At 64.2% G+C, this 25,247-nt stretch carries 26 protein-coding genes; 12 read left to right on the top strand and 14 right to left on the bottom strand.

Features of this window, described 5'->3' with window-relative positions; genetic code table 11:
* Positions 1-19 precede the first annotated feature (19 nt).
* Positions 20-1,663 carry a M20/M25/M40 family metallo-hydrolase gene (locus P9A16_RS05285; RefSeq protein WP_023515666.1) on the top strand — a complete coding sequence of 548 codons (1,644 nt, stop codon included), beginning with the start codon at positions 20-22 and terminating at the stop codon, positions 1,661-1,663.
* 164 nt (positions 1,664-1,827) lie between these two features.
* Here the strand turns inward: P9A16_RS05285 and P9A16_RS05280 are convergent, their stop codons facing one another.
* From P9A16_RS05280 to P9A16_RS05270, 3 genes are all read right to left on the bottom strand, one after another.
* Positions 1,828-3,051: an aminotransferase-like domain-containing protein gene (locus tag P9A16_RS05280; RefSeq protein WP_023515665.1), complete on the bottom strand. Its 1,224-nt coding sequence runs from the start codon at positions 3,049-3,051 to the stop codon at positions 1,828-1,830.
* Positions 3,052-3,518: 467 nt separating this feature from the next.
* Positions 3,519-4,538 (bottom strand): ketol-acid reductoisomerase, encoded by a 1,020-nt coding sequence (ilvC, locus tag P9A16_RS05275; RefSeq protein ID WP_023515598.1) that lies wholly within the window; start codon positions 4,536-4,538, stop codon positions 3,519-3,521.
* A 59-nt stretch (positions 4,539-4,597) separates the two neighbouring features.
* Positions 4,598-5,239, bottom strand: a complete 642-nt coding sequence (locus P9A16_RS05270) for a TetR/AcrR family transcriptional regulator (protein WP_023515599.1) — start codon at positions 5,237-5,239, stop codon at positions 4,598-4,600.
* 408 nt (positions 5,240-5,647) lie between these two features.
* Between P9A16_RS05270 and P9A16_RS05265 the strand changes: the two genes are divergently transcribed.
* The 5 genes from P9A16_RS05265 to P9A16_RS05245 all read left to right on the top strand — a co-directional run bounded on the left by P9A16_RS05265 (position 5,648) and on the right by P9A16_RS05245 (position 8,385).
* On the top strand, positions 5,648-6,028 hold the full coding sequence (locus tag P9A16_RS05265) for a hypothetical protein (protein WP_037407109.1): 381 nt from the start codon (positions 5,648-5,650) through the stop codon (positions 6,026-6,028).
* A 117-nt stretch (positions 6,029-6,145) separates the two neighbouring features.
* The gene (locus tag P9A16_RS05260) at positions 6,146-6,445 is read left to right on the top strand and encodes a hypothetical protein (protein WP_023514552.1); all 300 of its coding nucleotides are present in this window, start codon (positions 6,146-6,148) and stop codon (positions 6,443-6,445) included.
* 10 nt (positions 6,446-6,455) lie between these two features.
* On the top strand, positions 6,456-6,818 hold the full coding sequence (locus tag P9A16_RS05255; protein ID WP_023514553.1) for a DUF4087 domain-containing protein: 363 nt from the start codon (positions 6,456-6,458) through the stop codon (positions 6,816-6,818).
* A gap of 202 nt (positions 6,819-7,020) precedes the next feature.
* Positions 7,021-7,230, top strand: coding sequence for a cold-shock protein (locus P9A16_RS05250; protein WP_024270543.1), 210 nt, complete (start codon positions 7,021-7,023; stop codon positions 7,228-7,230).
* 141 nt (positions 7,231-7,371) lie between these two features.
* Complete coding sequence (locus P9A16_RS05245) at positions 7,372-8,385, top strand: bifunctional helix-turn-helix transcriptional regulator/GNAT family N-acetyltransferase (protein ID WP_023516161.1); 1,014 nt, start codon at positions 7,372-7,374, stop codon at positions 8,383-8,385.
* Here P9A16_RS05245 and P9A16_RS05240 read toward each other — a convergent pair.
* Together P9A16_RS05240 and P9A16_RS05235 are read right to left on the bottom strand one after the other, a co-directional pair.
* Positions 8,327-9,571, bottom strand: coding sequence for an FAD-dependent oxidoreductase (locus tag P9A16_RS05240; protein WP_023516661.1), 1,245 nt, complete (start codon positions 9,569-9,571; stop codon positions 8,327-8,329). The genes P9A16_RS05245 and P9A16_RS05240 overlap by 59 nt on opposite strands.
* A gap of 43 nt (positions 9,572-9,614) precedes the next feature.
* Positions 9,615-10,022, bottom strand: coding sequence for a winged helix-turn-helix transcriptional regulator (locus P9A16_RS05235; RefSeq protein ID WP_023516662.1), 408 nt, complete (start codon positions 10,020-10,022; stop codon positions 9,615-9,617).
* A 168-nt stretch (positions 10,023-10,190) separates the two neighbouring features.
* Between P9A16_RS05235 and P9A16_RS05230 the strand changes: the two genes are divergently transcribed.
* Positions 10,191-11,078: an NmrA family NAD(P)-binding protein gene (locus P9A16_RS05230; protein WP_023513501.1), complete on the top strand. Its 888-nt coding sequence runs from the start codon at positions 10,191-10,193 to the stop codon at positions 11,076-11,078.
* 43 nt (positions 11,079-11,121) lie between these two features.
* On the opposite strand, the gene P9A16_RS05225 is transcribed toward P9A16_RS05230, so the two are convergent.
* Positions 11,122-11,874 carry a pyridoxine 5'-phosphate synthase gene (locus P9A16_RS05225; RefSeq protein ID WP_023513502.1) on the bottom strand — a complete coding sequence of 251 codons (753 nt, stop codon included), beginning with the start codon at positions 11,872-11,874 and terminating at the stop codon, positions 11,122-11,124.
* A gap of 248 nt (positions 11,875-12,122) precedes the next feature.
* Between P9A16_RS05225 and P9A16_RS05220 the strand changes: the two genes are divergently transcribed.
* Together P9A16_RS05220 and P9A16_RS05215 are read left to right on the top strand one after the other, a co-directional pair.
* Entirely contained in the window at positions 12,123-13,220 is a 1,098-nt protein-coding gene (locus P9A16_RS05220; RefSeq protein WP_023513503.1) for a hypothetical protein, read from the top strand.
* A gap of 328 nt (positions 13,221-13,548) precedes the next feature.
* Positions 13,549-14,226 carry a MerR family transcriptional regulator gene (locus tag P9A16_RS05215; protein ID WP_037407177.1) on the top strand — a complete coding sequence of 226 codons (678 nt, stop codon included), beginning with the start codon at positions 13,549-13,551 and terminating at the stop codon, positions 14,224-14,226.
* Positions 14,227-14,305: 79 nt separating this feature from the next.
* Here the strand turns inward: P9A16_RS05215 and P9A16_RS05210 are convergent, their stop codons facing one another.
* Positions 14,306-15,433, bottom strand: a complete 1,128-nt coding sequence (locus P9A16_RS05210; RefSeq protein ID WP_023513703.1) for an ATP-dependent DNA helicase — start codon at positions 15,431-15,433, stop codon at positions 14,306-14,308.
* Positions 15,434-15,622: 189 nt separating this feature from the next.
* Between P9A16_RS05210 and P9A16_RS05205 the strand changes: the two genes are divergently transcribed.
* Complete coding sequence (locus tag P9A16_RS05205) at positions 15,623-16,669, top strand: AbrB family transcriptional regulator (protein WP_023513702.1); 1,047 nt, start codon at positions 15,623-15,625, stop codon at positions 16,667-16,669.
* A 6-nt stretch (positions 16,670-16,675) separates the two neighbouring features.
* Here P9A16_RS05205 and P9A16_RS05200 read toward each other — a convergent pair whose 3' ends face one another.
* From P9A16_RS05200 to P9A16_RS05180, 5 genes are all read right to left on the bottom strand, one after another.
* Positions 16,676-17,044 (bottom strand): hypothetical protein, encoded by a 369-nt coding sequence (locus P9A16_RS05200; RefSeq protein WP_023513701.1) that lies wholly within the window; start codon positions 17,042-17,044, stop codon positions 16,676-16,678.
* A 98-nt stretch (positions 17,045-17,142) separates the two neighbouring features.
* Positions 17,143-17,505 carry a nitrile hydratase accessory protein gene (locus P9A16_RS05195; RefSeq protein WP_023513700.1) on the bottom strand — a complete coding sequence of 121 codons (363 nt, stop codon included), beginning with the start codon at positions 17,503-17,505 and terminating at the stop codon, positions 17,143-17,145.
* Entirely contained in the window at positions 17,492-18,151 is a 660-nt protein-coding gene (nthB, locus tag P9A16_RS05190; protein ID WP_023513699.1) for a nitrile hydratase subunit beta, read from the bottom strand. The genes P9A16_RS05195 and nthB overlap by 14 nt, the downstream gene beginning before the upstream one ends.
* Positions 18,148-18,774, bottom strand: a complete 627-nt coding sequence (nthA, locus tag P9A16_RS05185; RefSeq protein ID WP_023513698.1) for a nitrile hydratase subunit alpha — start codon at positions 18,772-18,774, stop codon at positions 18,148-18,150. The genes nthB and nthA overlap by 4 nt, the downstream gene beginning before the upstream one ends.
* A 35-nt stretch (positions 18,775-18,809) precedes the next feature.
* A complete protein-coding gene (locus P9A16_RS05180) occupies positions 18,810-19,403 on the bottom strand; it encodes a LysE family translocator (protein WP_023513697.1) in 594 nt (197 codons plus the stop codon).
* A 126-nt stretch (positions 19,404-19,529) separates the two neighbouring features.
* On the opposite strand from P9A16_RS05180, the gene P9A16_RS05175 reads away from it, so the two are divergent.
* Positions 19,530-20,375: an aldo/keto reductase gene (locus P9A16_RS05175; protein ID WP_023515972.1), complete on the top strand. Its 846-nt coding sequence runs from the start codon at positions 19,530-19,532 to the stop codon at positions 20,373-20,375.
* A 90-nt stretch (positions 20,376-20,465) separates the two neighbouring features.
* Here the strand turns inward: P9A16_RS05175 and ilvN are convergent, their stop codons facing one another.
* Positions 20,466-21,038 carry an acetolactate synthase small subunit gene (ilvN, locus tag P9A16_RS05170; RefSeq protein WP_023515971.1) on the bottom strand — a complete coding sequence of 191 codons (573 nt, stop codon included), beginning with the start codon at positions 21,036-21,038 and terminating at the stop codon, positions 20,466-20,468.
* A 19-nt stretch (positions 21,039-21,057) separates the two neighbouring features.
* Positions 21,058-22,836: an acetolactate synthase 3 large subunit gene (locus P9A16_RS05165; protein ID WP_023515970.1), complete on the bottom strand. Its 1,779-nt coding sequence runs from the start codon at positions 22,834-22,836 to the stop codon at positions 21,058-21,060.
* A gap of 345 nt (positions 22,837-23,181) precedes the next feature.
* On the opposite strand from P9A16_RS05165, the gene P9A16_RS05160 reads away from it, so the two are divergent.
* Complete coding sequence (locus P9A16_RS05160) at positions 23,182-25,230, top strand: ATP-binding protein (protein ID WP_023514435.1); 2,049 nt, start codon at positions 23,182-23,184, stop codon at positions 25,228-25,230.
* The last annotated feature ends 17 nt before the right edge of the window (positions 25,231-25,247 follow it).

The following is a 25,247-nucleotide window of genomic DNA, read 5'->3' as shown; positions in this document are numbered from 1 at the left end:
ACCGCTTTCGGCAGGTCCCATGACAAACGACACCGCACATGCCATCGCAACCGAGCGAACCCGCGCGCTCTCGCTTCTGATGACCCGCTGGCCGAGCGTGACGGGTTCGCCGGACGAGGCGGATTTTTCGCAGAAGTTGCGGGCGCATCTTGCCGAAACACCCTATTTCAGCCGCCACCCGGAGCAGCTCTTTACCGTGGACAGCCATGGCGAACCGCTGACGCGAAGCGTCGGCGCGCTGGTGCGCGGCAGCGGGCGGCGCACGGTGGTGCTCGCCGGCCATTTCGATACGGTCTCGATCGCCAATTACGGCACGCTCGCGCCGCTCGCCTGCGATCCCGAGCCGCTGACCGAGGCGCTGGTGAAGGAACTCGAAAGCCGGCCGCTGAATGCCGCGGAAACCAAGGCGCTGAAGGATTTCGAAAGCGGCGATTTCATCGCCGGGCGCGGCCTGCTCGACATGAAGAGTGGCCTTGCCGCCGGCATCGCAGCGCTGGAGCGCTTTGCGGGATTGGAGATCAAGGAAGGCAACATTCTCTTCGTCGCGACGCCCGACGAGGAGAACCGTTCGCGCGGCATGCGCAGCCTGCGCAACGCGCTGCCGGAGATCAGCCGGCGCTTCGACCTCGATATCGTCGGCGGCATCAATCTCGATGCCTCGAGCTGCGAGCGCGACGGCGAGGAGGGCCGCGCGGTCTATCTCGGTTCGATCGGCAAGTTCGCGCCCTTCGCCTTCGTCATCGGCCGGCCGACCCATGCCGGCTATCCGTTCAACGGCACGAGCGCCCACCGCATCAGCGCCGAGATCGTGCGCGCCGTGGACACCGTGCCGGAACTCAGCGACGAGGCCTTCGGCGAGCGCTCGCCGCCACCCGTCTGCCTCGAGGCGCGCGACATCCGCGACGGCTACGACGTCACGACGCCGGACCGCGTCTGGCTCTCCTTCAATTGGCTGACCCACCGGCGCAGCGCGCGCGACATCATCGGCGACTTCCGGACACTCGTTTCCGGCGCGCTGGAGATCGCGCTTCGCACGCAGGACTCCCACGCGGCGCGCTATCGCGGGCGCGACGCGGGCAGGACCGACGGCCTCGTGCTCGACTATGCCGAACTGCAGGAGCGGGTGACGGCGCGCGGCGGCAGTGCGGCGCTCGCCCGGCTGAAAGCTCTCGATGCCTCGCTTGCCGGCAGCACCGATCCCCTGAAGGTCAGCCGCGAGATCGTGTCGGCAGCAGTGACCGAGGCGGGCATCGAGGGCCCGGCGGTGATCATCGGCTTCGGCAGCCTGCATTATCCGCTGGTGCATCTCGACCAGTCCGAGGCCGGCCGCCGGATGCAGGCCCGGCTTCAGCCGGTGATGGAGGAGGCCGCAGCGCGGCACGGCACCTCGATCAAGTTCAAGCAGATCTTTGCCGGCATTTCCGACATGAGCTTCTTCGGCCATCGGCCGGAGGCCGGCGAAACCGGCCTGCTCGCCGCCAACACGCCATCGGCGGCCTTTACCGACGATGCGCCGGACGGCCTGATCACCTTCCCGACGGTCAATATCGGCCCGTGGGGACGGGACTATCACCAGAAATGGGAGCGCGTGCATGCACCCTATACGTTCGGGGTCTTGCCGGATCTGGTGTTCGAATCGGTGCTGGCCTGCCTGGAGGAATAGGCCCCTCATCCGGCCTTCCGGCCACCTTCTCCCCGCAAGCGGGGCGAAGGGATATGGAGTGCCGGCTTCCCAAACCAATGACCGGTTCATGGACCACGTCCCCTCTCCCCGTTTACCGGGAGAGGGTTAGGGTGAGGGGCAAACCCTACCGCATCCGAAGCGGATCAGGCCGCAAGCCGCTCGCTGGCGAGCAACCGGCCGAGGCGGGAAATACCTTCCTCGATGGTCGCAGCGTCGGCACAGGAGAAGCTGAGACGCAGCGTGTTCGCGCCGCTGCCATCTGCATGGAAGGCCTGACCGGGCACGAAGGCGACCTTCTCCGTCTCGATGGAACGGGCGAGCAGCTTAGCGCCGTCCATGCCGGCCGGCAGCGTGACCCAGACGAACATGCCGCCTTCCGGCTTCGTCCAGGTGACGCCCTCGGGCATGTATTTCTGCAGGGCGGCGAGCATGGCGTTGCGGCGCGCGCTATAGGCCGCCTTGATCTTCGCAACCTGTGCATCGAAACCGCGCTCGGCGACGTGGGCGATGGCCATCTGGTTGATGGTCGAGGAATGCAGGTCGGCCGCCTGCTTCATCAGAACGAGCTTGCGGATGACGGGCGCTGCGGCGACGATGTAGCCGACGCGCAGGCCAGGCGCGAGCGTCTTGGAGAAGCTGCCGCAATAGATGGTGCGTGCCGCATCGATGCTGCCCTTGCGGGCGATTTCCAGCGCCAGGATCGGCGGGATGGCCTCACCGTCATACCGCAGCGACTGGTAGGCGGCGTCCTCGATGACAGGGATTTCCAGCTCTTCGGCGAGCTCGAGCAGCTTTTCGCGGCCCGCCCGGTCGACCGTCTCGCCGGTCGGGTTGGCGAAATCGGCGGAGAGATAGGCGAACTTCACCCGGCCACCGGCTTCCGTCGCCGTCGCACGATAGGCCTCCGGCGTGCGGTTGCCGGAAAGGTTCAGCCGGTCGTAGGTCGGCTCATAGGCATTGAAGGCCTGCAGCGCGCCGAGATAGGTCGGCCAGGTGACAAGCGCCGTGTCCTTCGGCGACAGGAAGAGCTTTCCGAGATAATCGAGGCCCTGCTGCGAACCGGAAACGATGAAGACGTTTTCCGCCGAACAGGTGATGCCGATCTTGCCCATCTCGCCGGCGAGCCAGTCGCGCAGCGGCTTGTAGCCCTCGCTGACGGAATATTGCAGGCCCGCCGCCGCGCCCTCGCCGGCCAGCACATCGGTGTAGGCGGCGGAGAAGGCTTCCTTCGGAAACAGGGCCGGATCCGGAATGCCACCTGCAAACGAAATGATGTCAGGTCGTTCCAGGAGTTTCAGCAGTTCACGGATTTCGGATGCCTTCATGCGCGACGCACGCGTCGCGAAGGCTTGTTCCCATTTGAACATAGGGGTTTCCTCGGGCTTGTTGTTTGAACCCACCTCATCACGGCGCAGTATTTATGTCAATAATGCTGACCTAAATATTCGCACCAATAGAACATGCCCGCGACCCGAGGTTTCGCGCGGGTCTAATCTGGCCGGAGCATCCCTGCCCCGGCACCCGTTTCAGCGGAACACAACGCTCAGGTGGCGCGGTCGCTGTAAAGGCCGAGCAGGATAAGCATGGCTATACTGCTCAGGATAAAGAGATCGAACCAGGCGAAGTATTGCATGATGGTGGACATCGCATTTTCCTCCCGACAGCGGAACGAAACACGCGCGTATTTTGTTCCTGTTCGCGCCTCGTGGCAAGTTTATTACTTACTGCGCCGCAAAGAAGGAAAAGGATGCACTGCATTATTTCAGGTTGCCTGAAATAGAAAGCCGGGCGGAAAACCGCCCGGCCGGTATCGTCCTGCCTGAAGCAGAAGCGATTAGTTGACGGTCTTGTCGACCAGCTTGTTCTTGCCGATCCATGGCATCATGCCGCGCAGCTTGGCGCCGACTTCCTCGATCTGGTGCGAGTCGTTGTTGCGGCGGATACCCTTGAAGCGGGCGCCGCCGGCCTTCCATTCCTGCATCCACTCGGAGGTGAACTTGCCGGTCTGGATGTCGGCGAGGACGCGCTTCATCTCGGCCTTGGTCTCGGCGGTGATGATGCGCGGGCCCGTGACGTATTCGCCCCACTCGGCCGTGTTGGAGATCGAGTAGTTCATGTTGGCGATGCCGCCTTCATAGATCAGGTCGACGATCAGCTTCACTTCGTGCAGGCACTCGAAATAGGCCATTTCCGGTGCGTAACCGGCTTCGACCAGCGTTTCGAAGCCGGCGCGGATGAGCTCGACGAGACCACCGCACAGAACGACCTGTTCGCCGAAGAGGTCGGTTTCGCACTCTTCCTTGAAGTTGGTCTCGATGATGCCCGAACGGCCGCCGCCAACGCCGCAGGCGTAGGAGAGCGCGAGGTCGAGGGCGTTACCGGAAGCGTTCTGGTGAACGGCGACGAGGCAGGGAACGCCGCCGCCCTTCTGGTATTCGCCGCGAACCGTGTGGCCCGGGCCCTTCGGCGCGATCATGACGACGTCGACCGAAGCCTTCGGCTCGATGAGGCCGAAATGCACGTTCAGGCCGTGTGCGAAGGCGATGGCGGCGCCGTCACGGATGTTGCCGGCGATTTCGCCCTTGTAGATGTCGGCCTGGAGTTCGTCCGGGGTCGCCATCATCAGGAGATCGGCCCACTTTGCGGCTTCGGCGACGGTCATGACCTTGAAGCCGTCGGCTTCGGCCTTCTTGATGGTCGGCGAGCCGGCCTTGAGGGCGATCACGAGGTTCTTCGCGCCGGAATCCTTGAGATTCAGGGCGTGCGCACGGCCCTGCGAGCCGTAGCCGACGACGGCGACGTTCTTCGCCTTGATGAGGTTGAGATCGGCATCACGATCGTAATAGACGCGCATGGATGGTTCCTTCCCTTAGCTAGTCTGTTTCCATTGAACCGGCGGGTTCGCCTGCCGGCTTATCCTTTCACGCCATGAAGCGTCAGGAAGGCATCGACCGCCTTCTCCGCGCGCGGCGAGAATTCCTTTTTGAGCGCTGCGGCATTCTCGCCGAGCAGCATGCGCAGATGCATGTCCGAGACGATCAGGCCGTAGAGCGTGCCGTATGCCTCGTCCGCACTGTCGAAGGCAAGCAGCTTCGCCTTGCGGCCCGCCTCCAGAAGGGCCGCAGCGCGCTTGCTGATCTGCCGGCGGCCGCGCTCCTGCAGGAGGCGGCCGAGACCGGCGCCCTCGCGGCTCGCCTGGCCGATGGCAAGACGGTTCAACGCCAGCGACACATCGCCCGAGAGCACATCGATCAGGTCACGGGCAAAGGCGACGAGATGCGTGCGCAGCGTCTCGGCCGTCAGGGCGCCCGCCCCCACCTCGACCGTACGCACCTTGCCGGCCTGATAGGTGATCATCGCCGAGATCAGCCCGTCGCGATCGCCGAACCACTTGTAGAGGCTTTCTTTCGAACAGTTCGCCGCGCGGGCGACACCGGCCGTCGTCAACGCCCGCTCGCCACCCTCCACCAGCAGGCCGAGCGCACGCTCCAGCACCGCGCCCTGACGTTCCGTCAGTCCCGCGGCCGCAGCCCCCGCCTTTGCCTGCTCGAACACCTGCAAGATATCCACCCGATCGATTGCGTACCGTACCGTACGGTTCTGTGCTTTCTAGCGATCTGCGCGCCGAAGGTCAACAGCCTTCTGACAAAGAAGAAAAGAAGGGTGATTTGCCCTGCCGAATCTCTTTTCAACCGGGCCATGCGACATGCAACAATCGCTGCAACGCACAATGAGATCGAAATTTTCTTTCCGCTATGTCGCTGATTTGAAACATAACTCCCCATCAAACGAGCAAACGGCCCGCCCAGGACAAAATTTTTCGCTTCCCAATCCGTTTCCGCTCGTTAAGATTTGTGAGACCTGCGGTGCAGCAGGCTGATCGCGTCGCGCATCGGCAAGCCGGCATCCAGGCTTTCAGTCAGGAGTACGACGCCAACCGCCCTTACGCCAAGGAGACAGAAAATGATGAATTTCCTGCCAGACCTTCACGAAGGACATGCTCCCATCACTCTGCAACAGCTGTTTGGCGCCGCCCTTGAAGCGCTCGACGCCTGGGAGGACGAGCGCGCCGAACCGATGGTGATCTACGAGGACCAGATCGTGCCCATCGGCACCGTCTTCGAAAGCATGCGCGCGTGCACCGATATCCTGCCGCGCACCCTGGTGGACATCGTTTCCGACACGCTCGCCCGCAATCCGGCAACAGCCGAAGCGGAGATCAGCACGTTCGGCGACGCCGCCCAGCTGGCCGGCGCCCTTGTCGAGCAACGCCGCCTGTGCGGCGAGGCCGCGATCGCCGCCTTCCTCGATCATCACCGGGTCGACAAGCGCCGTCCGGCGTGATTCCCACCGGTCCCGCCAAGGGCGGGACTTTTTCTTGCATGGGCCGATCAACACGCGAATAAGAGGCAGGCGCTGCGCGTTATAGCTGCACCTGCTCTCCTGCGACGGATCCGCCCCATGCTTCGTCTCCTTGCCTCAGCTCTGCTTCTCTCCACCCTGTCGGCTCACGCCGCCGAGGAGCCGCCCTATGTCGGCACCTGGGATTGCGAGGTCTCGACCTTCACCTTCACCGCCGAAACCTATGATTCCGGCGAAGGACCGATGCCGATCCTGAAAAGCGAACAGGACGGCGGCGCCTACACGCTGACCTTCGCCGACGACTACCGCATCGGCCTAGCCAACATCACCGCCAGCGAGATGGACTGGGCATCCGAGGCCAGCGGCGACACGTTCCATTGCAAGAAAATCAAGAATTGAGGACGCGACGATGAAGAAGCCGATCCTTTGCACCCTGCTCGCCCTGCTGGCCACCGCCCCTCTTGCCCAGGCAGCCGAGACCCGCTGCGGCTGGCTGCAGAACCCGACCCCCGCCAACTGGTGGCTGGACGACAGTGAGGGAACCTGGACGCTCATGACGCAGGGTGCCGGCGACGAGCCTGCCGGTTTCGACCGGATTCCCGACATTTCCACCGGCGACTATGTGCGAACCAACGGCAACTACGGTTATGCCTGCGCCTGCATGAAAGTGGAGACCGACGCCTCCGAAGGCCGGATCGTCGCCATTCACAGCTTCCGGCAGCTACCGATTTCACAATGCTCGAACGATACGGCGCTGCCGGCGGCCGAATGAAAACCATAGGCGATCCGGCCCGCACACATCTTGACCCGGAACGCCGAACCACCTATTTCTCTCGCATCGAGATTTGAACGTTGACTTCTGCATTTGCAGGCGCTCGCGCCTGCAGTTACGAACCTACCCTTCAAATTCGACCTCCCATGGTCGCCATCCCGGCGGCCGAAGATTGATTTGACGGCTTAGGAAAGGTTTCGTCATGGCAACTGGTACCGTAAAATGGTTCAACACGACCAAGGGTTACGGCTTCATTCAGCAGGATAGCGGTGAGCCGGACGTTTTCGTCCACATCTCCGCCGTTCAGCGCGCTGGCCTCGCAGCGCTCAACGAAGGTCAGAAGGTCAGCTTCGAGCTGATCCGCGACCGCAAGTCCGGCAAGATGTCGGCTGACCAGCTCGTCGCAGCCTGATAGGCCGCTACAGCATTGGAATTGGAAAGGCCGGAGCAATCCGGCCTTTTTTGCATCTGCTCTCCAGCTCTCCCAGGCGACCACACAAATTACTTGACTGAGTCAAATAAATAGCAACGATGGTGATCGAAGGAGATCATCATGACGGCTGTTATCCATGAGGAAGCCGGTGCGGACACGATCGAAGCGGTCCGCGCTTTCAACCGCTTCTATACGAACCGTATCGGCGTGCTCGACCGCGCCTATCTCGACACGCCCTATACGCTGACCGAAGCGCGCGTCATCTACGAGCTCGCCAATGGCGGCGCTACCTCCGCCTCGCAGCTGACGACGGAGCTGTCGCTCGACCCCGCCTATGTCAGCCGCATGTTGAAGAGCTTCGCCGGCACCGGTGTCATCGACATCCGCAAGGACCCTACCGATGGCCGCGGACGGTTGCTGAGCCTGACAGAGAGCGGCCGGACAGTGGCAGCCGACCTCGCCACGCGGTCGCGGGCGAGCATCGCAACCCTGATCTCGCCGCTTGACGCCACCGCACGGCGCCGGTTGACGACGGCGCTCCGTGACGTCACGACCCTGCTCGCCGGGAAAAACCCTCCAGCCCCGATCGAAATCCGCCCCCACCGGGCCGGCGATATGGGCAGGGTGATTGCCAGCCAGGCGCAGAGCTATACCGAGACCTATGGCTGGAACGAGGAGTACGAGGCGCTGGTCGCCGAGATCTGCGCGAAGTTCCTGCGCGATTTCGACCCGGCCTTTGAACATTGCTGGATCGCCGAGCGGGATGGCGCCCTCGTCGGCAGCGTCTTCCTGGTGAAGGCGAGCGAAACGACGGCCAAGCTGCGCCTGCTGCATGTCGACGGGGCGGCGCGCGGCCACGGACTTGGCACACGACTGGTGACGGATTGCATCCGTTTTGCGCAGGGCGCCGGCTACAGGCGGCTGGAGCTCTGGACGAACGACATTCTGACCGCCGCCCGCCGCATCTATCAGACGGCCGGTTTCACGCTGGAGAACGAGGAGCCACACCACAGCTTTGGCCAGGATCTCATGGGGCAGACCTGGGCGCTCGACCTTGCCGGCTGGCAGGAGCTGGTCACGCCTCCTGCAACGCGCGCTCCAGCCAGCGGCATTCCTGAAGCCCGGCCCGTGTGAAGGGGTCGGCGAGCGTGCCGGAAACGATGGCCGCAAGGAGCTGCGGTGCCGGCGGTATTTTCGCGACCGTCGCCACCAGCCGGTCGCGCAGCCAGGCGATCGCCCGGGAATCCGACTGATAGAAGGGCGTGAACACGTAGGAGAGCAGCTGGAACAGCCGCACATGGTTGCGCCGGGCAGCCGCGTAGGCCGCCAGCCCCTCCTCCACGGAGGCGGCCGTAGACAGGGCATGCGCCAGCGCCGCCGCATCGAGCAGCGCCATGTTCGCCCCCTGCCCGAGCTGCGGGCTGGTCGAATGAGCGCTGTCGCCGATGAAGGCGATGCCGTCGGCCACGGGCGGCAGCGTGGTGCGGTGGGCATAGCGGGCGAGCGTCAGCTGGTCCCAGTCCGTGATCTGGTCGAGGAAGGGCGCGGTCTGCGGCCAGTAATCGAGGATGCGCGCCTTCCAGCGGGCAAGACCGGCCTGCTGCACCGCGTCCGCATCGGCCACCTTCAGGCTCCAGAAGAAGGCGACCTTGCGCCCCTCGCCCGCGTGCCCCCGCCCGACCGGCAGCACGCCGATCATCACCCTGGCCGCGTCATAGCGCTGCGCGAGGGCCTGAGCATCATGCGGGATGCCGTCACAATCGAGCGTCGCCCAGAAGGCACCCCAGGGCAGTTCGCGCACATCGGGCGCCACGACGGACGCAGCGGCAAGCTGCGAACGGGCGCCCGTCGCGTCGATCACCAGATCATAGTCGCCGACGATCTCGCCCTCGGGGTCGTGCAGGGCGGTACGGGCCTGCCGCGTCTCGGCCTTGGCAAGCGTGATGCCGGTGCGGACCGGCAGGCCTGCTGCTGTCACCGCATCATGCAGCGTCGTAAAGAGTGCCGCCCGGTGCACCGCAAGGCCATAGCGGCCGCCGGCCAGCGCATCATAGCGCACATCGAGCACCGTGCGGCCGCTCCGCGCATCGGCACCGTGCAGCCGGTCGATGCGGTTGCCCAGCGCATGAATGGTCGGGGAAAGGCCGAGCGCATCGAGCACGGTGAGCCCGGTCGGCTGCATCAGAAGGCCGGAACCGACGGGCGACGGCTGCTCGAAGCGCTCGATCAGTTCCACCCGGTGGCCCGCCCGCGCCAGAAACAGCGCCGCCGCAAGCCCCGCGGGCCCGGCGCCGGCGATACCGATATCGAGTGGCTTCATGGCCCTTTTCCCGCATGCAACGTCCGGCGCAGCGGCCGAAGCGTCAGTCCTGAGCCGCGTCGTAGGCCTGTCGGGCGGTCCGGATCGCGGCGTGGTTCTCGGTAGACCACTGCACGAGGGAGCGCAGAAGCGCAAGGAAGGAATGGCCGAGCGGCGTCAGGCAATATTCGACGCTCGGCGGCTGGGTGGGATAGACGGTGCGGGTGAGATAACCGTCGCGCTGCAGATCGCGCAGCGTCTGGGTCAGCATGCGCTGCGAAATATCGGGAATGAGGCGGCGCAGCTGCGAAAAGCGGCGCGGCCCGTCGGCAAGGCCGAGAACCATCAGCGACGTCCACTTGCCGCCGACACTGTCCAGCACGTCGCGCACCGGACAATCGTCCATCGACATTGCAACACCATCGATCAGAAACACGCGCTCGCCCTCTGCGCGATCGACGATCTTGTTCATAGCCGGTTCCCTCCAGGTAACCACCGCATAAAAAACTGCCTTCTTTACAGCTCCTAACAGATTACCAGATAAGAGCAAGTCTCAATAAGAGAGCAACACACAGCAGGTCCCGGGCGTCTCCCCGCCACGCCTGCAGGACCGGCCGCAAGGCCCCAGAAAGGCAAAGACATGACCGACACAGTTCTCGTTACCGGCGCTTCCGGCCAGCTCGGCCGCCTCGTCATCGACACGCTTCTCGCCTCCGGCAAGCTTGCGCCCGCCAACATCATCGCCACGACCCGCGACGTTGCGAAGCTCGCCTCCTATGCCGACAAGGGCGTCACCGTGCGCGCCGCCGATTTCGACGATCCCGCCTCGCTCGACGCGGCCTTCGCCGGCGCCGGCAAGGTGCTCATCATCTCCACCGACGCGCTCGACACGCCCGGCAAGCGCCTCGCCCAGCACAAGGCGGCCGTCGCCGCCGCAGCGAAAGCCGGCGCGAAGCATATCCTCTACACGTCGATGCCGCAGCCGGACGATTCGCTCGTCACCTTCGCCCCCGACCATCTCGGCAGCGAGGAGGCCATCAAGGCGACCGGCATCCCCTACACGATCCTGCGCGACGGCTGGTATGCGGAAAACCTCTTCATGTCGCTGCCGCATGCGCTGCAGACAGGCGCCTGGTACACCTCGACCGGCGCAGGCAGGATCGCCCACATCACCCGCGCCGATACTGCCGCCGCCCTTGCCGGCGCCGTGCTGAAGGCCGGCAGCGAGAGCCGCACCTATACCCTGACCGGCACGAAGACGCACACGGCCGAGGAGATCGCCGCTCTCGTTTCCGCGGCGACCGGCAAGCCGCTTGCCGTCGTGCACGTCACGGATGCCCAGCTCGCCGAGGGTCTGAAGGCGGCCGGCCTGCCGGAAGGCTTCGTGCCGACCATCGTCTCCTTCGACGCCAACACGCGTGAAGGCAAGATCGCCATGGTGACGGAAGACGCACAAGCGCTTTCCGGCCGCACACTGACGTCCTTCGAGGACTTCGTCGCCGCGAGCAAGGCTGCGTTTCTCGGTTGATCCAACCTTGGGTGCGGCGCTCGAACGGGCGCCGCACGGATTGTCAGACGTCCTGGCCGCAGGCGCGGCAGAAGCGCCGGACGGTTTCCGCCATGCCGTATTCCAGCGCATCCGCTGTCAGGCCGTGGCCGATCGACACTTCGGCAAGGCGCGGGATGCGCGCGACGAGCGCCGGCAGATTGGCAACGGTCAGGTCATGGCCGGCATTGACGTCGAGGCCGAGCTCGAAGGCGATATCCGCCGTCTCCCCGAGCAGTTCGGCAATCCGCACTGCCTCGGCCGGGTTGTCGTAGCAGCCGCCATAGGGGCCGGTATAGAGCTCGATCCGATCCGCACCGACCTCCTTCGCGATGGTCAGCGCCTCGCGGTCCGGATCGCCGTCGGCAAAGACGGAGACACGCAGGCCGAGCTTCTTCAGCCGGCCGACGATGTTGCCCAGAAGATTATGATTCTTGCGGAAATCCCAGCCATGATCGGAGGTCGCCTGGGAGGGATCATCCGGCACGAGCGTCACCTGCTCGGGGCGGTGCTCCTCGACGAGCTGCATGAAGCTCTCTTCCGGAAACCCCTCGATGTTGAACTCGGCACCGGAAAACTCGGTGTCGATGAGGCTTCGGATCGGCGCCAGATCGGAAAAGCGGATATGGCGCTGGTCTGGCCGGGGGTGCACGGTGAGGCCGCTTGCGCCTGCCTGAAGGGCGATCCGGCCAAGGCCGGTGACGCTCGGCCAGGGTAGGTCCCGACGGTTGCGCAGCATGGCAATGGCGTTGAGATTGACCGACAGTTTCGCAGGCATGGCGACACAAACTCCTCTTGCTGGGCACAAGGTCTAGCCTGTTGTTTCCACAAGGGCAATCGCCTCGAAGGCCAGGCGCACCGCAGTCTTGCGGCTTTGTGGCGGGGGCCTGTGCATGCCCCCTTGCCGTTGCGCAAGAATCACCGGTAGAATCCCCGTGATTTTTGGGGGATGCCGTGTGCGGCGTCCCGTCTTGGGGAACGGAAAGGAAATCGGGCAGCAGCGATGGTCTCCTCTGTGGCGACACCATGAGCAGGACCGACAGGCCGGCGTGCGAGCGTGTGCGGCGCGCGCTGGATGCCATCATCGCGAGCGAAGCATTCTCCCGGTCCGAGCGGCTGCGCTCGTTTCTTTCCTATATCGTCGAGAACGAACTCTCCGGCAAAGCAGCCCAGCTGAAGGGCTACAGCATCGGCATCGACGTTTTTGGACGGCCGCCGGGTTTCGATGCCGGCAACGATCCGCTCGTACGCGTCCAGGCCGGCAAGCTGCGAAAACTGCTGGAGCAGTATTACGAAACGGAGGGCGCTGGAGACCGCCTGCGCATCCGCGTTCCCCTCGGCAGCTACGTCCCGGAATACAGCGCCGCCGTCGACAAGCCGGAGGCCGCGGACGAAGCCCGGAACCTGCTGCCCTCCGTCACGCGGACACCCCGGCACACGCCGGACACCCGTCGTTCCTGGCTTCCCGCGCCGATCTCCTCGCCGCTCGCCCTGCTCTCGTTGCTGCCGCTCTTTTTCCTGGCGCCCTCGATCTATCCGGACACGTCCAGTGTGGCGATCGCCAAGGCGCAGCTTATGCTGTCGGTGCAGAACAAGCTTGCAGGACGCGTCCAGGCGCTGCCGAGCCTCGACATCCTGCAATGCTGGCCATCGGGCGGCGAGTGCAATGCGCTGGCCCGCGCCATTGCCGGAGCGGCCGGCTACCACAGAACCGTGCATCTCGTCGGTTCGCACAAGGAGGAAGAACCGCACGCGCTGTCCTATGCCATCCGCATCGAGAACCGGCCGAACGGCCAAGGCATCTATGCCCGGTTGATCCACGAGCCGTCTGGCACCACGGTCTTCACACGCCACTTCTCGCGCGAACAGCTGCGCAGCGAGGGCGGCATCGCCTATGAAGCGGTCACCTTCACCGCCCGCACCCTTACGGCCGCCGGACCGCTCTATCGCCACGCCATGCGCATCGGCGTGGCCAGTAACCTCATGGAATGTCTTGCGAAGGTGGAACAGGACCCGCCGCGCGGAACACCCGTTGCCGATGAGCCCGCCGCCTGCAATCTGCTGCCTGCGGCGCTTGCCGGCGTGTCGCCGACGCAACGCCCCTTCACCACCTTGACGCGTTGAATCTGCCGCACCCAACCGAGAGGCGTCACCAGAAAATACATCCCTAGATATAACGATAGGCACATGCCCCCCGGGGGTTTATTTTACGATGCAGGGCGGATTGGTAATGTGTGCCGCTCGGATTCAGAATCCTGCACAATTGAGTCGCATATGGGATTCAGAATCCTTGCACGATCGTATACAGTTTCATCGGCATGCACAGTCGGCGAAACGATGAAGGGCATAGTCCGCCGGCTTGTCACCCAGCCTTCACAGTGAAGCTGGTCACGGGCCGGCGACCGGGGGTTAAGCACATGACCAATCTACTTGTTTGCGAGCTGCTTTCATGATGACCAACGAGTCTAAGAAAGCCGACAGCCGGCAGGGCGCGCGCAGATCCATCCGTTTTCTGCCGGTCGCGCCCTTGCCGGAGAACCTGCCCGACGGGCGCCTTGCGATAGCGGACATGGCCAACGCCTTCGGCGTGACCCACCGCACGCTGCATTTCTACGAGGAGAAGGGCCTTTTGACCGCGGCCCGCGTCGGCCCCATGCGGGTCTACGGCCCGGATGAAATCCAGCAGATGGCGGTGGTCAACACCTGCCGCGAGACGGGCATGCCCGTCGCAGTGATCCAGGAGCTGCTGGAGCGCCTTTCCGCTGCCGAAAGCCAGGAAGAAGCCGATGGCATCTTCCGCAACGCCATGACCGCGCGCAAGCGCGAGCTGGTGGCGCAGCAATCGACGATCCGCCGGCAGATGCAGCAGATCAACGAACTGCTCGACTTCAGCTCCTCCCACGAGCCGGAGACGAACGACAACACACCCAGCGCTCATCTGACACCCGCCGAGCATCGCTGCCTCGCCCTGATGGCGGAAGGCTATCCGACGAGCCGCATCGCCCGCGCTCTCGAAATCGAGCCCGGCGAAGTGCAGGTGATGGAAAAGAACATCATCACGAAGTTCGACAGCAACAACCGTTTCCAGGCCGTCGCCAAGGCGGTCATGCTCGGCATCGTCGGTCACTGAGACCGATGAGACGGGCCGGACATGACGACCGGCCCCTTCCATCCGCTTCCTGAAGAGCGGTCCGCCGTGCGGGTCCTATCTATCGCACGATGGTAAGCGTTTCCGCGGCGCGCGTAATGGCAGTGTAGAGCCAGCGTTCGCGCGTGTCGCGGAAAGCGTAACTTTCATCGAACAGCACGACATTGTTCCACTGCGAGCCCTGCGCCTTGTGCACGGTCAGCGCATAGCCGAAATCGAATTCGTCATAGCGCTTGCGGGTCGACCACGGAATCTCCTCGTCGAGATTCTCGAAGGCAGCCTTCAAAAGCTTGATCTTGGCCGCGCCGCGATCCATGTCGTCGTCTTCCGGCCGGATCATCAGGTTGATGCCGGGCTTCACCGTCTCCTTGGACGAACTCATCACCTGCCAGAGCGAGCCGTTGAGCAGGCCCTTAGCCGGGTCATTGCGCAGGCAGACCAGCTTGTCGCCCGATTGCGGATAGTCGGTGGTGAACCCCTTCAGTTCACGCAGGCGCTGATTGTAGCGCCGCCGCGTGCGGTTCGTGCCGACGAGCACCTGATCGGCATCGAGCACGAGCGACTGGTCCACCTCGTTGCGGCCGATGACGCGCGCAGCACCATAGTCGCCAAAGTCGATCTCCCGGCCCTCGCGCACCTGCATGGCGAGCTGGATGATCGGATTGTCGCGCGCTTGCCGGTGGATATCCGTCAGAAGGTAGTCCGGCTCCTGGTTGGTGAAGTAGCCGCCGCCGGACACAGGCGGCAGCTGGCCGGGATCACCGAGCACGAGGATCGGCGTGCCGAAACTCATCAGGTCCTTGCCGAGCGCCTCATCCACCATCGAGCATTCATCGACAACGACAAGGGCGGCCTTGGCCACCGGGCTCTGGCGGTTGATGGAGAACATCGGCGCGATCGAGGTCTTGCCCGTCTCTTCGTCCGATACCTCTTCCTCGCCGCGCGGACGGTAGATCAGCGAATGGATCGTCTTGGCATTGCTCGCGCCCTTGGAGCGCAGCACCTGGGCCGCCTTGCCGGTGAAGGCGGCGAACAGCACCTCGCCGTCGACATTTTCCGCAAAGTGGCGCGCCAGCGTCGTCTTGCCTGTGCCGGCATAGCCGAACAGGCGGAACAACGGTTCGCGCCCGTCCTTCAGCCATCGCGCGACGGCCTTCAGCGCTTCATCCTGTTGGGGTGCAAATTCCATGTCCGGACTTGGCAGGATTCGGCGCTGCGAAGCAAGGGGGACATGGCTGTTTCACGATACGGCGGCAGGAAACGCCCCTTCAGCGATTTCCCCCTGTTCGCAGGCGCCCTGCCGCGCTATTGAGAGCCCAATTTTCCGGAGCAATGCTTGTCCCGCGCCTCTCCTCCCGCAAAGAGCACCGTCCCGCCCATGGGGTTCGGCAAACTGCCCGCCGCCCTGCAATGGCTCGCGGTCGGCGCCCTCTCGGTTGTGACAACGGTGCCGCTGGAACTCGGCGGCTTTCCGGCCGCCCTCCTGATCGGGCCGATGCTGGCCGGCATCGCCGTGGCGCTGGGCGGGGGAACGATCCGCCTGCCGCGCATCTTCTTCTTCGTCGTTCAGGTCGTTCTGGCGCTGATGATCGCCACCACCGTCTCCGAGGATTTCCTCGGCACCTTCCAGCGGAACTGGCCGCTCATGCTGTTCGTCGTGGCCTCCGTCATCAGCGTCAGCACGTTGTGCGGCTGGCTGATCACCCGCACCGGCATCCTGCCCGGCACGACGGCGATCTGGGGATCTTCGGCCGGCGCCGCCTCGACCATGATGATGATGGCGGAAGCCTACGGCGCCGATGCCCGGCTTGTCGCCTTCATGCAATATCTGCGCGTCGTCTTCGTCGCCAGCCTTGCTACGCTCGTCGCCCATTTCGGCGGGCACGACGGGGTGGTAATACCGCCGCATGCCTGGTTCGAGCCGGTTCCGCTGCCGCCACTCGTCTCCATGCTGGCAGTCGGCATCGTCTGCGGCCTCGCCGGCCAGAAGCTGCGCATCCCGGCCGGCGCCTTCCTGGTGCCCTTCGCGCTTGCCGCCGTGTTCAATGCATCGGGCACCGTCAAGATCGAACTGCCGCAATGGCTGCTCGTCATCGCCTTCACACTGCTCGGCTGGAACATCGGCCTCGGCTTCACCCGCGCCATTCTCCTGCATGCGCGACGGGCGCTTCTGCCCACCGTGCTCTCCATCGTCGCGCTGATCAGTTTTTCCGGCCTGCTTGCCGGCCTGCTGGTCCTCGTGCTCGGCATCGACCCGCTGACAGCCTATCTCTCGACCAGCCCCGGCGGACTTGATTCCATCGCCGTCATCGCCGCCTCCAGCAATGTCGACGTCGCCTTCGTCATGGCGCTGCAGACAGCCCGGCTCATCCTGGTGACCCTGTTCGGCCCCTGGCTCGCCCGCTTCGTCGCCGATCGGGCGTGAGGGCTTTCAAAAGCGCGAAAATCCGGTGAGAGACGGCATGATCACACCGCGCCCGTCCTCCAGGAACAGCGAAAGGCCGCGCACCACCTCATCGCTCGGATTGCCGTAGACTTCCAGCCGCTCCACGGTGCAGTGCTCGGAGACGCACTGGATATGCGCATCCGACATTTCCCAGTGATGCAGGACATCCGCCGAATTGCGATAGAGCTGATAGCTGACCGCACGCATCTCCGCCTCGTCGATGAACGCACGCACCATCAGCTGTGGCGCGTTCTTCTCCACGAAATCGACCGCGGCACGCACGGCCGCGCAGAAGGGTTGCAAGCGCCCAGTCTTGATCCTCATCACATTTCGAAAGAGCAGCTGGTCCGTCATCAGGGTCTCCATTGAGTGAATGGAGCGCCTTATGGAAGCTCAACCATGGTTGAGGTCAATAGGGGTTTGCGCCTCGGAAAAACGTCCTGCGGGCCCGGCTAATCGCCAGGCGCATTTTCGAGGAGGATGGGGCTGCCGTGCGGCGTCGCTTCGGCGGCGCGGGCCCAGCGGTCGGACAACGCGGCCTGCTCCACCTCGCTGGCAACGCCCCGGGCGGCCAGCAGCGTGGAAAGCGCGGCGACCCAGCAATCGAAATAGTCCGCGCCATCGACCGCCCGTCCGGACCGGTGAACCTCACGCGACAGGGCTTCGGCCCATTCGCCCCACGTGAAGACGCCTCGTTCGTGGAGACGCACCGTCATGGCGAAGGCCTGTGCCTGCCAGGGCTCGGCAAAGACCGGATCGCCCTCGAGGGATTTCGGCAGGCCGGGCGAATCGGCGGGCGTTTCACACCGGCTCAAGATAGCTCTCCCAGGCGTCGATCGATACGGTGAGACCGGGTGCGGCCCCCTCGCCCCAGATCTCGGCGCCGTCGAAGACGACGGTATAGATCCATTGCGGGTTCTCGCCCTTGCCATGCGCGCTGTCATCCGGAAAGACGAAAGCGCCCTGCACGGTCTCGACCACGCCGATCTTGCCGCGGGCATAGCGCGGCAGGCGCGTATGCGTCGCCGGATTGAAATTTCGAGTGCGTACATGCGCGCCGGCGGCAAACCGCGGCGCCGTGTCGAGTGGACGATCGCACGGCCCGCCCCGGGCAAGAACGGCCGGAACCATCTCCGCCGTCAGCACGCGCTTGGGCGGCGTGCCCTTTTCCAGCATCCGCCCTTGGGCAAGCTCCGCCCCGCTGACGAAGCCGTGGCGCTGCAGCAACGCTTCCAGCGCCCGGATCCAGATCTCGTAGTAGCTCGCGGCAAGATAGGTGGCCGGCGGGATGTTTTCCCGCGCATGGCGGCTCTCGTCGATGGTCCAGGCACCGAAGGCGCCGCAGGACAACGTTACGCCGAGTGCCCGCTTTTCCCATTCGGCGTGGAAGTATGGCTCATTCACCTCCGGCGCAACGGGACCGAAACCGTGCAGGCCGCCGAGATCGTGTGGCCCGTTCATGCCCGCCCCTCCGGGGACAGTGCCAGCCCCGTGCCGATCATCGCATCGCGCGTCACGAGGTCGGCAAGCGCTTCCTGGTCGAGCCCCTCGCTGCCCGCCGGCCGCGCAGGCACGACGAGATAACGCAACTCCGCCGTCGAATCCCACACGCGGACCTTCCGGTCCTCAGGCAGCGTGACGCCGAACTCCTCCAGCACACCGCGCGGGTCCATGACGGCACGCGCCCGGTAGGCCGGCGCCTTGTACCAGACCGGCGGCAGGCCGAGCACGGACCAAGGATAACAGGAGCAGAGCGTGCAGACGACGAGATTGTGCGTCTCGCCATCGTTGAACACCGCCCGCATATGCTCGCCCTGCCGGCCGGTATAACCGAGGCTGGCGATCGCCGCCGTCGCATCCCGCTTCAGCCAGGCGGCGAAGTCCGGCTCTGCCCAGGCCTTGGCAACGACGCGCGCGCCGTTGCGCGGACCGATCTTCGTCTCGTAGGTCTCCACGATGACGTCGATGGCCTTCGGATCGATCAGGCCCTTTTCCGTCAGGATGGTTTCGAGCGCACGCACGCGCGCCTCCATCGGCGAGAAGTGGTTGTCGTGATGATGGTCGTCATGATCGTGGTCGTGCATGGCAATCCCTCCCGTCCGGCTTCCGTTGTACGCCGCTAGCGCAGCATCGGCCAGAGGCTTGCGACAAGCAGCAGCGCCATCGATATGTTGAACCACTTCAGTCGTACCGGGTCTGACAGCCATTGGCGCAGCGCCGAGCCGAAGCCCGCCCATGTGGAGACGCTGGGGAAATTGACGATGGCGAAGGCGACGCCCACAATCAGCACGCTCATCGTGTAGTTGGCCGAATTCGTGTAGGTCGCCATGGCGGAAACGGCCATGACCCAGGCCTTCGGGTTGACCCACTGAAACACCGCGGCTTCGAGGAAGCTCATCGGCCGCGCGCCCGTCTTGCCCTCGCCCAGCGAGCGCGACGTGCCGATCTTCCAGGCGATCCAGATGAGATAGGCGCCGCCGGCGACTTTCAGCACCGTGTAGACCATCGGCACCGCCTCCAGGAGCGCGCCGAGCCCGAAGCCGACGGCGAGCAGCAGCACGAGGAAACCGACGCCGATGCCGCACATATGCGGGATCGTGCGCACGAAGCCGAAATTCACGCCCGAGGCAAACAGCATCATGTTGTTCGGGCCGGGGGTGATGGAGGTGGTAAAGGCAAAGACCAGAAGCGCCAGAAAAATCTCGATCTGCATGGGAGGTCCTGAATATCCCGGTTGTTTTTTCCGATTGATAGTCCATCTCCTTGCAACGACCAGCCAATTCTTGTCATGCATGCAATTTGAATGGCTGATGCATGGCCCTTGCAAGCGGAGCGCAACATGAAAGCGGAACTACCGGCAGTCACTTTCCCTGGCGGTCGGCAGGTGCCGGCCCTCGGGCTCGGAACCTGGCACATGGGCGAAGGCGATGCCTCGATGGCCGAAGAGGCGAACAGTCTGCGCACCGGCATCGATCTCGGCATGACGCTCATCGATACGGCGGAAATGTATGCCGATGGCGGTGCCGAAACCGTGGTCGGCGAGGCGATCAGAGGACAGCGCGACGCGGTGTACCTCGTCAGCAAGGTGCTGCCCTACAACGCGAGCCGCAGCGGCACGATCGCCGCTTGCGAAGCGAGCCTGAAACGCCTCGGCACCGACCATATCGACCTCTACCTCCTGCACTGGCGCGGCAGCCATCCGCTCGCCGAGACGGTCGATGCCTTCGAGACACTGAAGGCGCAAGGCAAGATCGGCGCCTGGGGCGTCTCCAACTTCAACCAGGACGACATGGTCGAACTGCTCGACGTGGCGGAGCCGGCGCGCCCGCTGGCCAATCAGGTGCTCTACAACCTCGCCCGCCGCGGCATCGAATATGACCTGTTACGCTGGAGCCAGGTGCAGGGCGTGCCGATCATGGCCTATTCGCCGCTCGACGAGGGCCGCCTCGTCGGCCACCCGGTGCTGAACGAGATCGGCCGCATCCACAAGGCGAGCTCCGCGCAGATCGCCCTTGCTTTCCTTTTGACCCGCCCCGGCGTCATCGCCATCCCGAAATCCGGTTCGCCGGACCGGGTGCGTGAAAACGTCCGCGCCGCCGAAATCCGCCTGACCTCGGAGGATCTGCGCCTCCTTGACGAAGCCTTCCCGCCGCCCACACGCAAGCGGCCACTGGAAATGATCTAGGAACGAAAAAGGGGCCTTCGCGCTGTGGCGGAAGGCCCCTGTGATGTTTTTTCCCGCCTCCAAAGCGAAGGCGGGCAGCCCGTTATCGGCTCACATGCCCTGCGGGCCGCGGTTCATCGCGGCAATGCCCGTGCGGCACACTTCGCTGAGGCCGAGCGGCTTCATGACGGCCACGAACTGGTCGACCTTGGACGACTTGCCCGTGATCTCGAAGATGAAGTGGTCGGTGGTGGCGTCGACGACCTTGGCATGGAAAGCATCGGCAAGGCGCAGGGTTTCCGCGCGCATTTCGCCGGACCCCGTGACCTTGACCAGCGCGACCTCGCGCTCGATCGGCCGCTCCTGGCCCATCACCTTGGCACGAACGGTGAGATCGACAACCCGGTGCACCGGCACGATGCGCTCGAGCTGCGACTTGATCTGTTCGAGAACACCGGGCGTGCCACGCGTCACGATGGTAATGCGCGACAGATGCGCCTCGTGTTCGGTCTCCGAGACGGTGAGGCTCTCGATATTGTAGCCGCGGCCGGAGAACAGGCCGATGACGCGGGCAAGAACGCCCGGCTCGTTGTCAACGAGCACGGAGAGCGTGTGGCTCTCGGCGACCTGCGTTTCCTTGGCGATGAAATAGGCAGAGCCGGTGGGCTGAAGGTGTGCGTTCATAATTGTCTCTACCTCTACATCAAACGAGCTGGCGACCCTTGGCGTCGATCGCATTGGCGACCGCTTCGTCCGTGGCCTCGTCCGGCAGCAGCATTTCGTTGTGCGCCTTGCCCGACGGGATCATCGGGAAGCAGTTGGCAAGGTTCGCCACGCGGCAGTCGAAGATGACCGGACGCTTGACGTCGATCATTTCCTGGATCGCGCCGTCGAGATCGCCGGGCTTGTCGCAGGCGATGCCGACGCCGCCATAGGCTTCCGCGAGCTTGACGAAATCAGGCATCGCCTCCGTGTAGGAGTTCGACAGGCGGTTGCCGTGCAGGAGCTGCTGCCACTGGCGGACCATGCCCATATACTGGTTGTTCAGGATGAAGATCTTGACCGGCAGCTTATACTGGACCGCGCAGCTCATTTCCTGGATGCACATCTGGATCGAGGCGTCGCCCGCGATGTCGATGACCAGGCTGTCGCGATGCGCGACCTGCACGCCGATCGCCGCCGGGAAGCCGTAGCCCATCGTGCCGAGGCCGCCCGAAGTCATCCAGCGGTTCGGATGCTCGAAGCCATAGAACTGCGCCGCCCACATCTGGTGCTGGCCGACTTCCGTCGTGATGTAGGTGTCGCGGTCCTTGGTCAGCTCGTAGAGACGCTGGATGGCATATTGCGGCATGATCACGTCGTCGCTTGCCTTGTAGGCGAACGAGTTGCGCGCCCGCCACTTGGCGATCGACGTCCACCAGTCGTTCTGGACCGTCTTGTCGTAGTCCTTGGCGGCAGCACGCCACTGGCGGACCATGTCCTCCAGGATAGCGCCGACATCGCCGAGGATCGGAACATCGGCGCGGACGTTCTTGTTGATCGAGGACGGATCGATGTCGATGTGGATCTTCTTCGAATTCGGCGAGAAAGCATTCAGGCGGCCGGTGATGCGGTCGTCGAAGCGCGCGCCGATGCAGACCATGACGTCGCAATCATGCATCGCCATGTTCGCCTCATAGGAACCGTGCATGCCAAGCATGCCCAGCCAGTTCTTGCCGGAAGCGGGATAGGCGCCGAGGCCCATCAGCGTGGAGGTGATCGGGAAGCCGGTGATCTCGACCAGTTCGCGCAGGAGGCGCGAGGCTTCCGGCCCCGAATTCACGACGCCGCCGCCGGAATAGATGACCGGCCGGCGGGCCGAGCGCATCAGGCTGACGGCGGCCGCGATCTGGTTCGCATCACCCTGCAGCTTCGGCTGGTAGCTCTTCTGGATCGGCGCAGCGGACGGCGGCGTATAGGTGCCGGTCGCGAACTGGACGTCCTTCGGGATGTCGACGACGACGGGACCCGGGCGGCCGGACTGCGCGATGCGAAAGGCCTCGTGGATGACGCCGGCGAGCTCGTTGACGTCCTTGACCAGCCAGTTGTGCTTGGTGCAGGGGCGCGTGATGCCGACCGTATCGCATTCCTGGAAGGCGTCCGACCCGATGAGCGTGGTCGGAACCTGACCGGTGAGGCAGACGAGCGGGATGGAATCCATCAGGGCGTCCTGCAACGGCGTGACCGCATTGGTCGCACCCGGCCCCGAGGTGACGAGCATGACGCCGACCTTGCCGGTGGAGCGGGCATAGCCTTCGGCCATATGGCCTGCGCCCTGTTCGTGGCGCACGAGGATATGCTCGATGTCCTCCTGCTGGAAGATCTCGTCATAGATCGGCAGGACGGCACCGCCCGGATAGCCGAAGATATGTTCTACGCCGTTGTCTTTCAGGGCCTGCAAGACAATTTCGGCGCCCGTCATCTGATTTTCTGTTCCGCTCATCGGATTTCCGTCCGTCTCTTTGGTATTTCAGGTGTGAATATCGAACTTCTGGGCATAAAAAAAGGCCCCTTGGAGGAGCCTGCTTACCGCGCATGGGTGCTTTCGCCGGATGGTTACACCATCCTGCCCATGCGCCTTCCCACCACAAGAATGATAGCCGTCAGATTTTTCATGGGGCGAAGTGTTAACGGCAAAGTCCACGCGCGTCAACGCCTTTCCGTCTGTTTCGAAACGGCACGAATTGCGCTCTCTTTGGGAAATGGCCCGCCGAGGACGCCCCGGGACGAAACGTCTTATTAAGCGGCAGGCGCTAGACTTCTCCATTGATGGCAAGGAGTGCCGTGATTGCTGAACAATGATTTCCAAAGCTCCATCGTGGCTGGAGAGCAGGATCGCCGGGATGGCGTATCGACGGGCAACCGCCTGCTGGGCCGCGTCGTCGCCTGCAACGGATCGCATGCCACCATCAGCGCCGTTGCGGAAAGTGGAGAGACAGCGCTCACGGAACTGTGGGCGGTCGGCCGCCTCATTTCCATTTCCGTCGGCCGCAACCGCGTCGTCGCCCTGGTCTATTCCATGTCCACCGACCAGAAGAGCTGGGTGGAGAATCACGACACCGTCTTCCGCATCGAGGTGGAACTGCTGGGCGAGGTCCATGTCGGGGCCGATGGCCGCGAAGCGTTTTCCGCCGGCATCACCGACTACCCGCATCTCGGCGCCGTCGCTCACCGCATCCGCGCCTCGGATCTCGCCAAGGTCTACGATACCGGCAAGAACGACGTCTGCGCCATCGGCAAGCTGACGCAGGACGAGACGCTCGACGCAACGATCCACGTACCCTCCATGCTGGAAAAGCACTTTGCCGTCGTCGGCACGACGGGCGTCGGCAAATCCACCGCGGTCACATTGCTGCTGCACAAGGCGATCCAGGCCGATCCGCGCCTGCGCGTGCTCATCCTCGACCCACACAACGAGTTCGCCTCGGCCTTCGGCGACCTTGCCGTCGTCATCGACACCGAAACGCTGGACCTGCCGTTCTGGCTGTTCAAGCTCGAGGAATTCGCCGAAGTGGTCTTCCGCGGCCGCCCGCCGGTGCACGAGGAGATGGATATCCTGCGCGACCTGATCCCGGAGGCCAAGCGCGCCTTCCGTGGAACAAGCGACAATGGCCTGATGCGCCGTACCAGCGAAAAGAGTTCGGTGACCTCGGATACGCCGGTGCCCTTCCGCATCGCCGATCTGCTGGCGCTCATCGACGAACGCATCGGGCGCCTCGAAGGCCGGGCGGAAAAGCCGCATCTGCGCTCGCTCAAGGTCAAGATCATGTCGGCGATCAATGACCCGCGCTACCATTTCATGTTCTCCTCGAACACGATCACCGACACGATCCTCGACACGATCGCCCGCATTTTCCGCATTCCCGGCGACGGCAAGCCGGTCACGACCTTCCAGCTTGCCGGAATCCCCTCGGAGGTCGTCAATTCGGTCGCGTCCGTGCTTTGCCGCATGGCCTTCGAAATCGGCCTGTGGAGCAATGGCGGCGTACACATGCTCGTGGTCTGCGAAGAGGCACACCGCTACGTGCCGGCCGACATGAAGCTCGGCTTCATGCCGACGCGCCAGGCCATCGCCCGCATCGCCAAGGAGGGTCGCAAATACGGCGTCTCGCTCGGCATCATCACCCAGCGCCCCGGCGAACTCGACCCGACGATCCTCTCGCAGTGCTCGACGATCTTCGCCATGCGTCTTGCCAACGAGCACGACCAGGAGATCATCCGCTCGGCGATCCCCAACTCCTCGTCCTCGACAACCAGCTTCATCTCCTCGATCGGCAACGGCGAAGCGATCGCCTTCGGCGAGGCCGTGGCCGTGCCGATGCGCATGCGCTTCTCGCGTGTCGAAACCAGCCGTCTGCCGAAGGCGAACGGCACCGGCGTCAAGATCAACGAGGAGACGCCGCAAAGTGTGGACCTGCGCTCCATCGTCGCCCGCATGCGCGCCATCACCGGGCCTGATATTTCCGGCTTCCAGAATTCCTTCCTTGCCGCCCAGGGCCAGACCATGCCGCTCCCGACCGGCTACGAGGATGCACCCTACGAGGACGAGGAAGGCTACGTCGAGACGCTACAAGCAGCCGCCGCGACCCAACCAGAGCCGTACCGACCCGATATGCTGCCGGGCGCCCAGAGTGTCTACGACCCATCGCCCCAGGAACGTTTCGAGGCGATCCGCCGGGAGCTGACCTCCGAACCGCAGCGCGCCGCTGCCGACCCCTACCGCCAGCCGGTAACGCGTCCTGCACCGGCCTTCGGCGAGCAGCAGGAGCCGCGGCGAGAGGGTTCCATTCGCGAACAGCTTCTCAAGAAGCCGTTGAGCAGCCTGATCCGGCGTTAAGCACGACGGCCCCTCCC

This window comes from Shinella sp. 838 (genome assembly GCF_029623935.1).
Classification (GTDB): Bacteria; Pseudomonadota; Alphaproteobacteria; order Rhizobiales; family Rhizobiaceae; genus Shinella.
The sequence above is the reverse complement of the archived record's forward strand: the minus strand, read 5'-3'. Positions and strand labels throughout refer to the sequence as shown.

Bases quoted from the DNA above. Each gene is read 5' to 3' on its own strand.
- P9A16_RS05285 (WP_023515666.1), top strand. From the start codon at position 20: ATGACAAACGACACCGCACATGCCATCGCAACCGAGCGAACCCGCGCG.
- P9A16_RS05280 (WP_023515665.1), bottom strand. From the start codon at position 3,051: ATGTTCAAATGGGAACAAGCCTTCGCGACGCGTGCGTCGCGCATGAAG.
- ilvC (WP_023515598.1), bottom strand. From the start codon at position 4,538: ATGCGCGTCTATTACGATCGTGATGCCGATCTCAACCTCATCAAGGCG.
- P9A16_RS05265 (WP_037407109.1), top strand. From the start codon at position 5,648: ATGATGAATTTCCTGCCAGACCTTCACGAAGGACATGCTCCCATCACT.
- P9A16_RS05260 (WP_023514552.1), top strand. From the start codon at position 6,146: ATGCTTCGTCTCCTTGCCTCAGCTCTGCTTCTCTCCACCCTGTCGGCT.
- P9A16_RS05255 (WP_023514553.1), top strand. From the start codon at position 6,456: ATGAAGAAGCCGATCCTTTGCACCCTGCTCGCCCTGCTGGCCACCGCC.
- P9A16_RS05250 (WP_024270543.1), top strand. From the start codon at position 7,021: ATGGCAACTGGTACCGTAAAATGGTTCAACACGACCAAGGGTTACGGC.
- P9A16_RS05245 (WP_023516161.1), top strand. From the start codon at position 7,372: ATGACGGCTGTTATCCATGAGGAAGCCGGTGCGGACACGATCGAAGCG.
- P9A16_RS05240 (WP_023516661.1), bottom strand. From the start codon at position 9,571: ATGAAGCCACTCGATATCGGTATCGCCGGCGCCGGGCCCGCGGGGCTT.
- P9A16_RS05235 (WP_023516662.1), bottom strand. From the start codon at position 10,022: ATGAACAAGATCGTCGATCGCGCAGAGGGCGAGCGCGTGTTTCTGATC.
- P9A16_RS05230 (WP_023513501.1), top strand. From the start codon at position 10,191: ATGACCGACACAGTTCTCGTTACCGGCGCTTCCGGCCAGCTCGGCCGC.
- P9A16_RS05225 (WP_023513502.1), bottom strand. From the start codon at position 11,874: ATGCCTGCGAAACTGTCGGTCAATCTCAACGCCATTGCCATGCTGCGC.
- P9A16_RS05220 (WP_023513503.1), top strand. From the start codon at position 12,123: ATGAGCAGGACCGACAGGCCGGCGTGCGAGCGTGTGCGGCGCGCGCTG.
- P9A16_RS05215 (WP_037407177.1), top strand. From the start codon at position 13,549: ATGACCAACGAGTCTAAGAAAGCCGACAGCCGGCAGGGCGCGCGCAGA.
- P9A16_RS05210 (WP_023513703.1), bottom strand. From the start codon at position 15,433: ATGGAATTTGCACCCCAACAGGATGAAGCGCTGAAGGCCGTCGCGCGA.
- P9A16_RS05205 (WP_023513702.1), top strand. From the start codon at position 15,623: ATGGGGTTCGGCAAACTGCCCGCCGCCCTGCAATGGCTCGCGGTCGGC.
- P9A16_RS05200 (WP_023513701.1), bottom strand. From the start codon at position 17,044: ATGACGGACCAGCTGCTCTTTCGAAATGTGATGAGGATCAAGACTGGG.
- nthB (WP_023513699.1), bottom strand. From the start codon at position 18,151: ATGAACGGGCCACACGATCTCGGCGGCCTGCACGGTTTCGGTCCCGTT.
- nthA (WP_023513698.1), bottom strand. From the start codon at position 18,774: ATGCACGACCACGATCATGACGACCATCATCACGACAACCACTTCTCG.
- P9A16_RS05180 (WP_023513697.1), bottom strand. From the start codon at position 19,403: ATGCAGATCGAGATTTTTCTGGCGCTTCTGGTCTTTGCCTTTACCACC.
- P9A16_RS05175 (WP_023515972.1), top strand. From the start codon at position 19,530: ATGAAAGCGGAACTACCGGCAGTCACTTTCCCTGGCGGTCGGCAGGTG.
- ilvN (WP_023515971.1), bottom strand. From the start codon at position 21,038: ATGAACGCACACCTTCAGCCCACCGGCTCTGCCTATTTCATCGCCAAG.
- P9A16_RS05165 (WP_023515970.1), bottom strand. From the start codon at position 22,836: ATGAGCGGAACAGAAAATCAGATGACGGGCGCCGAAATTGTCTTGCAG.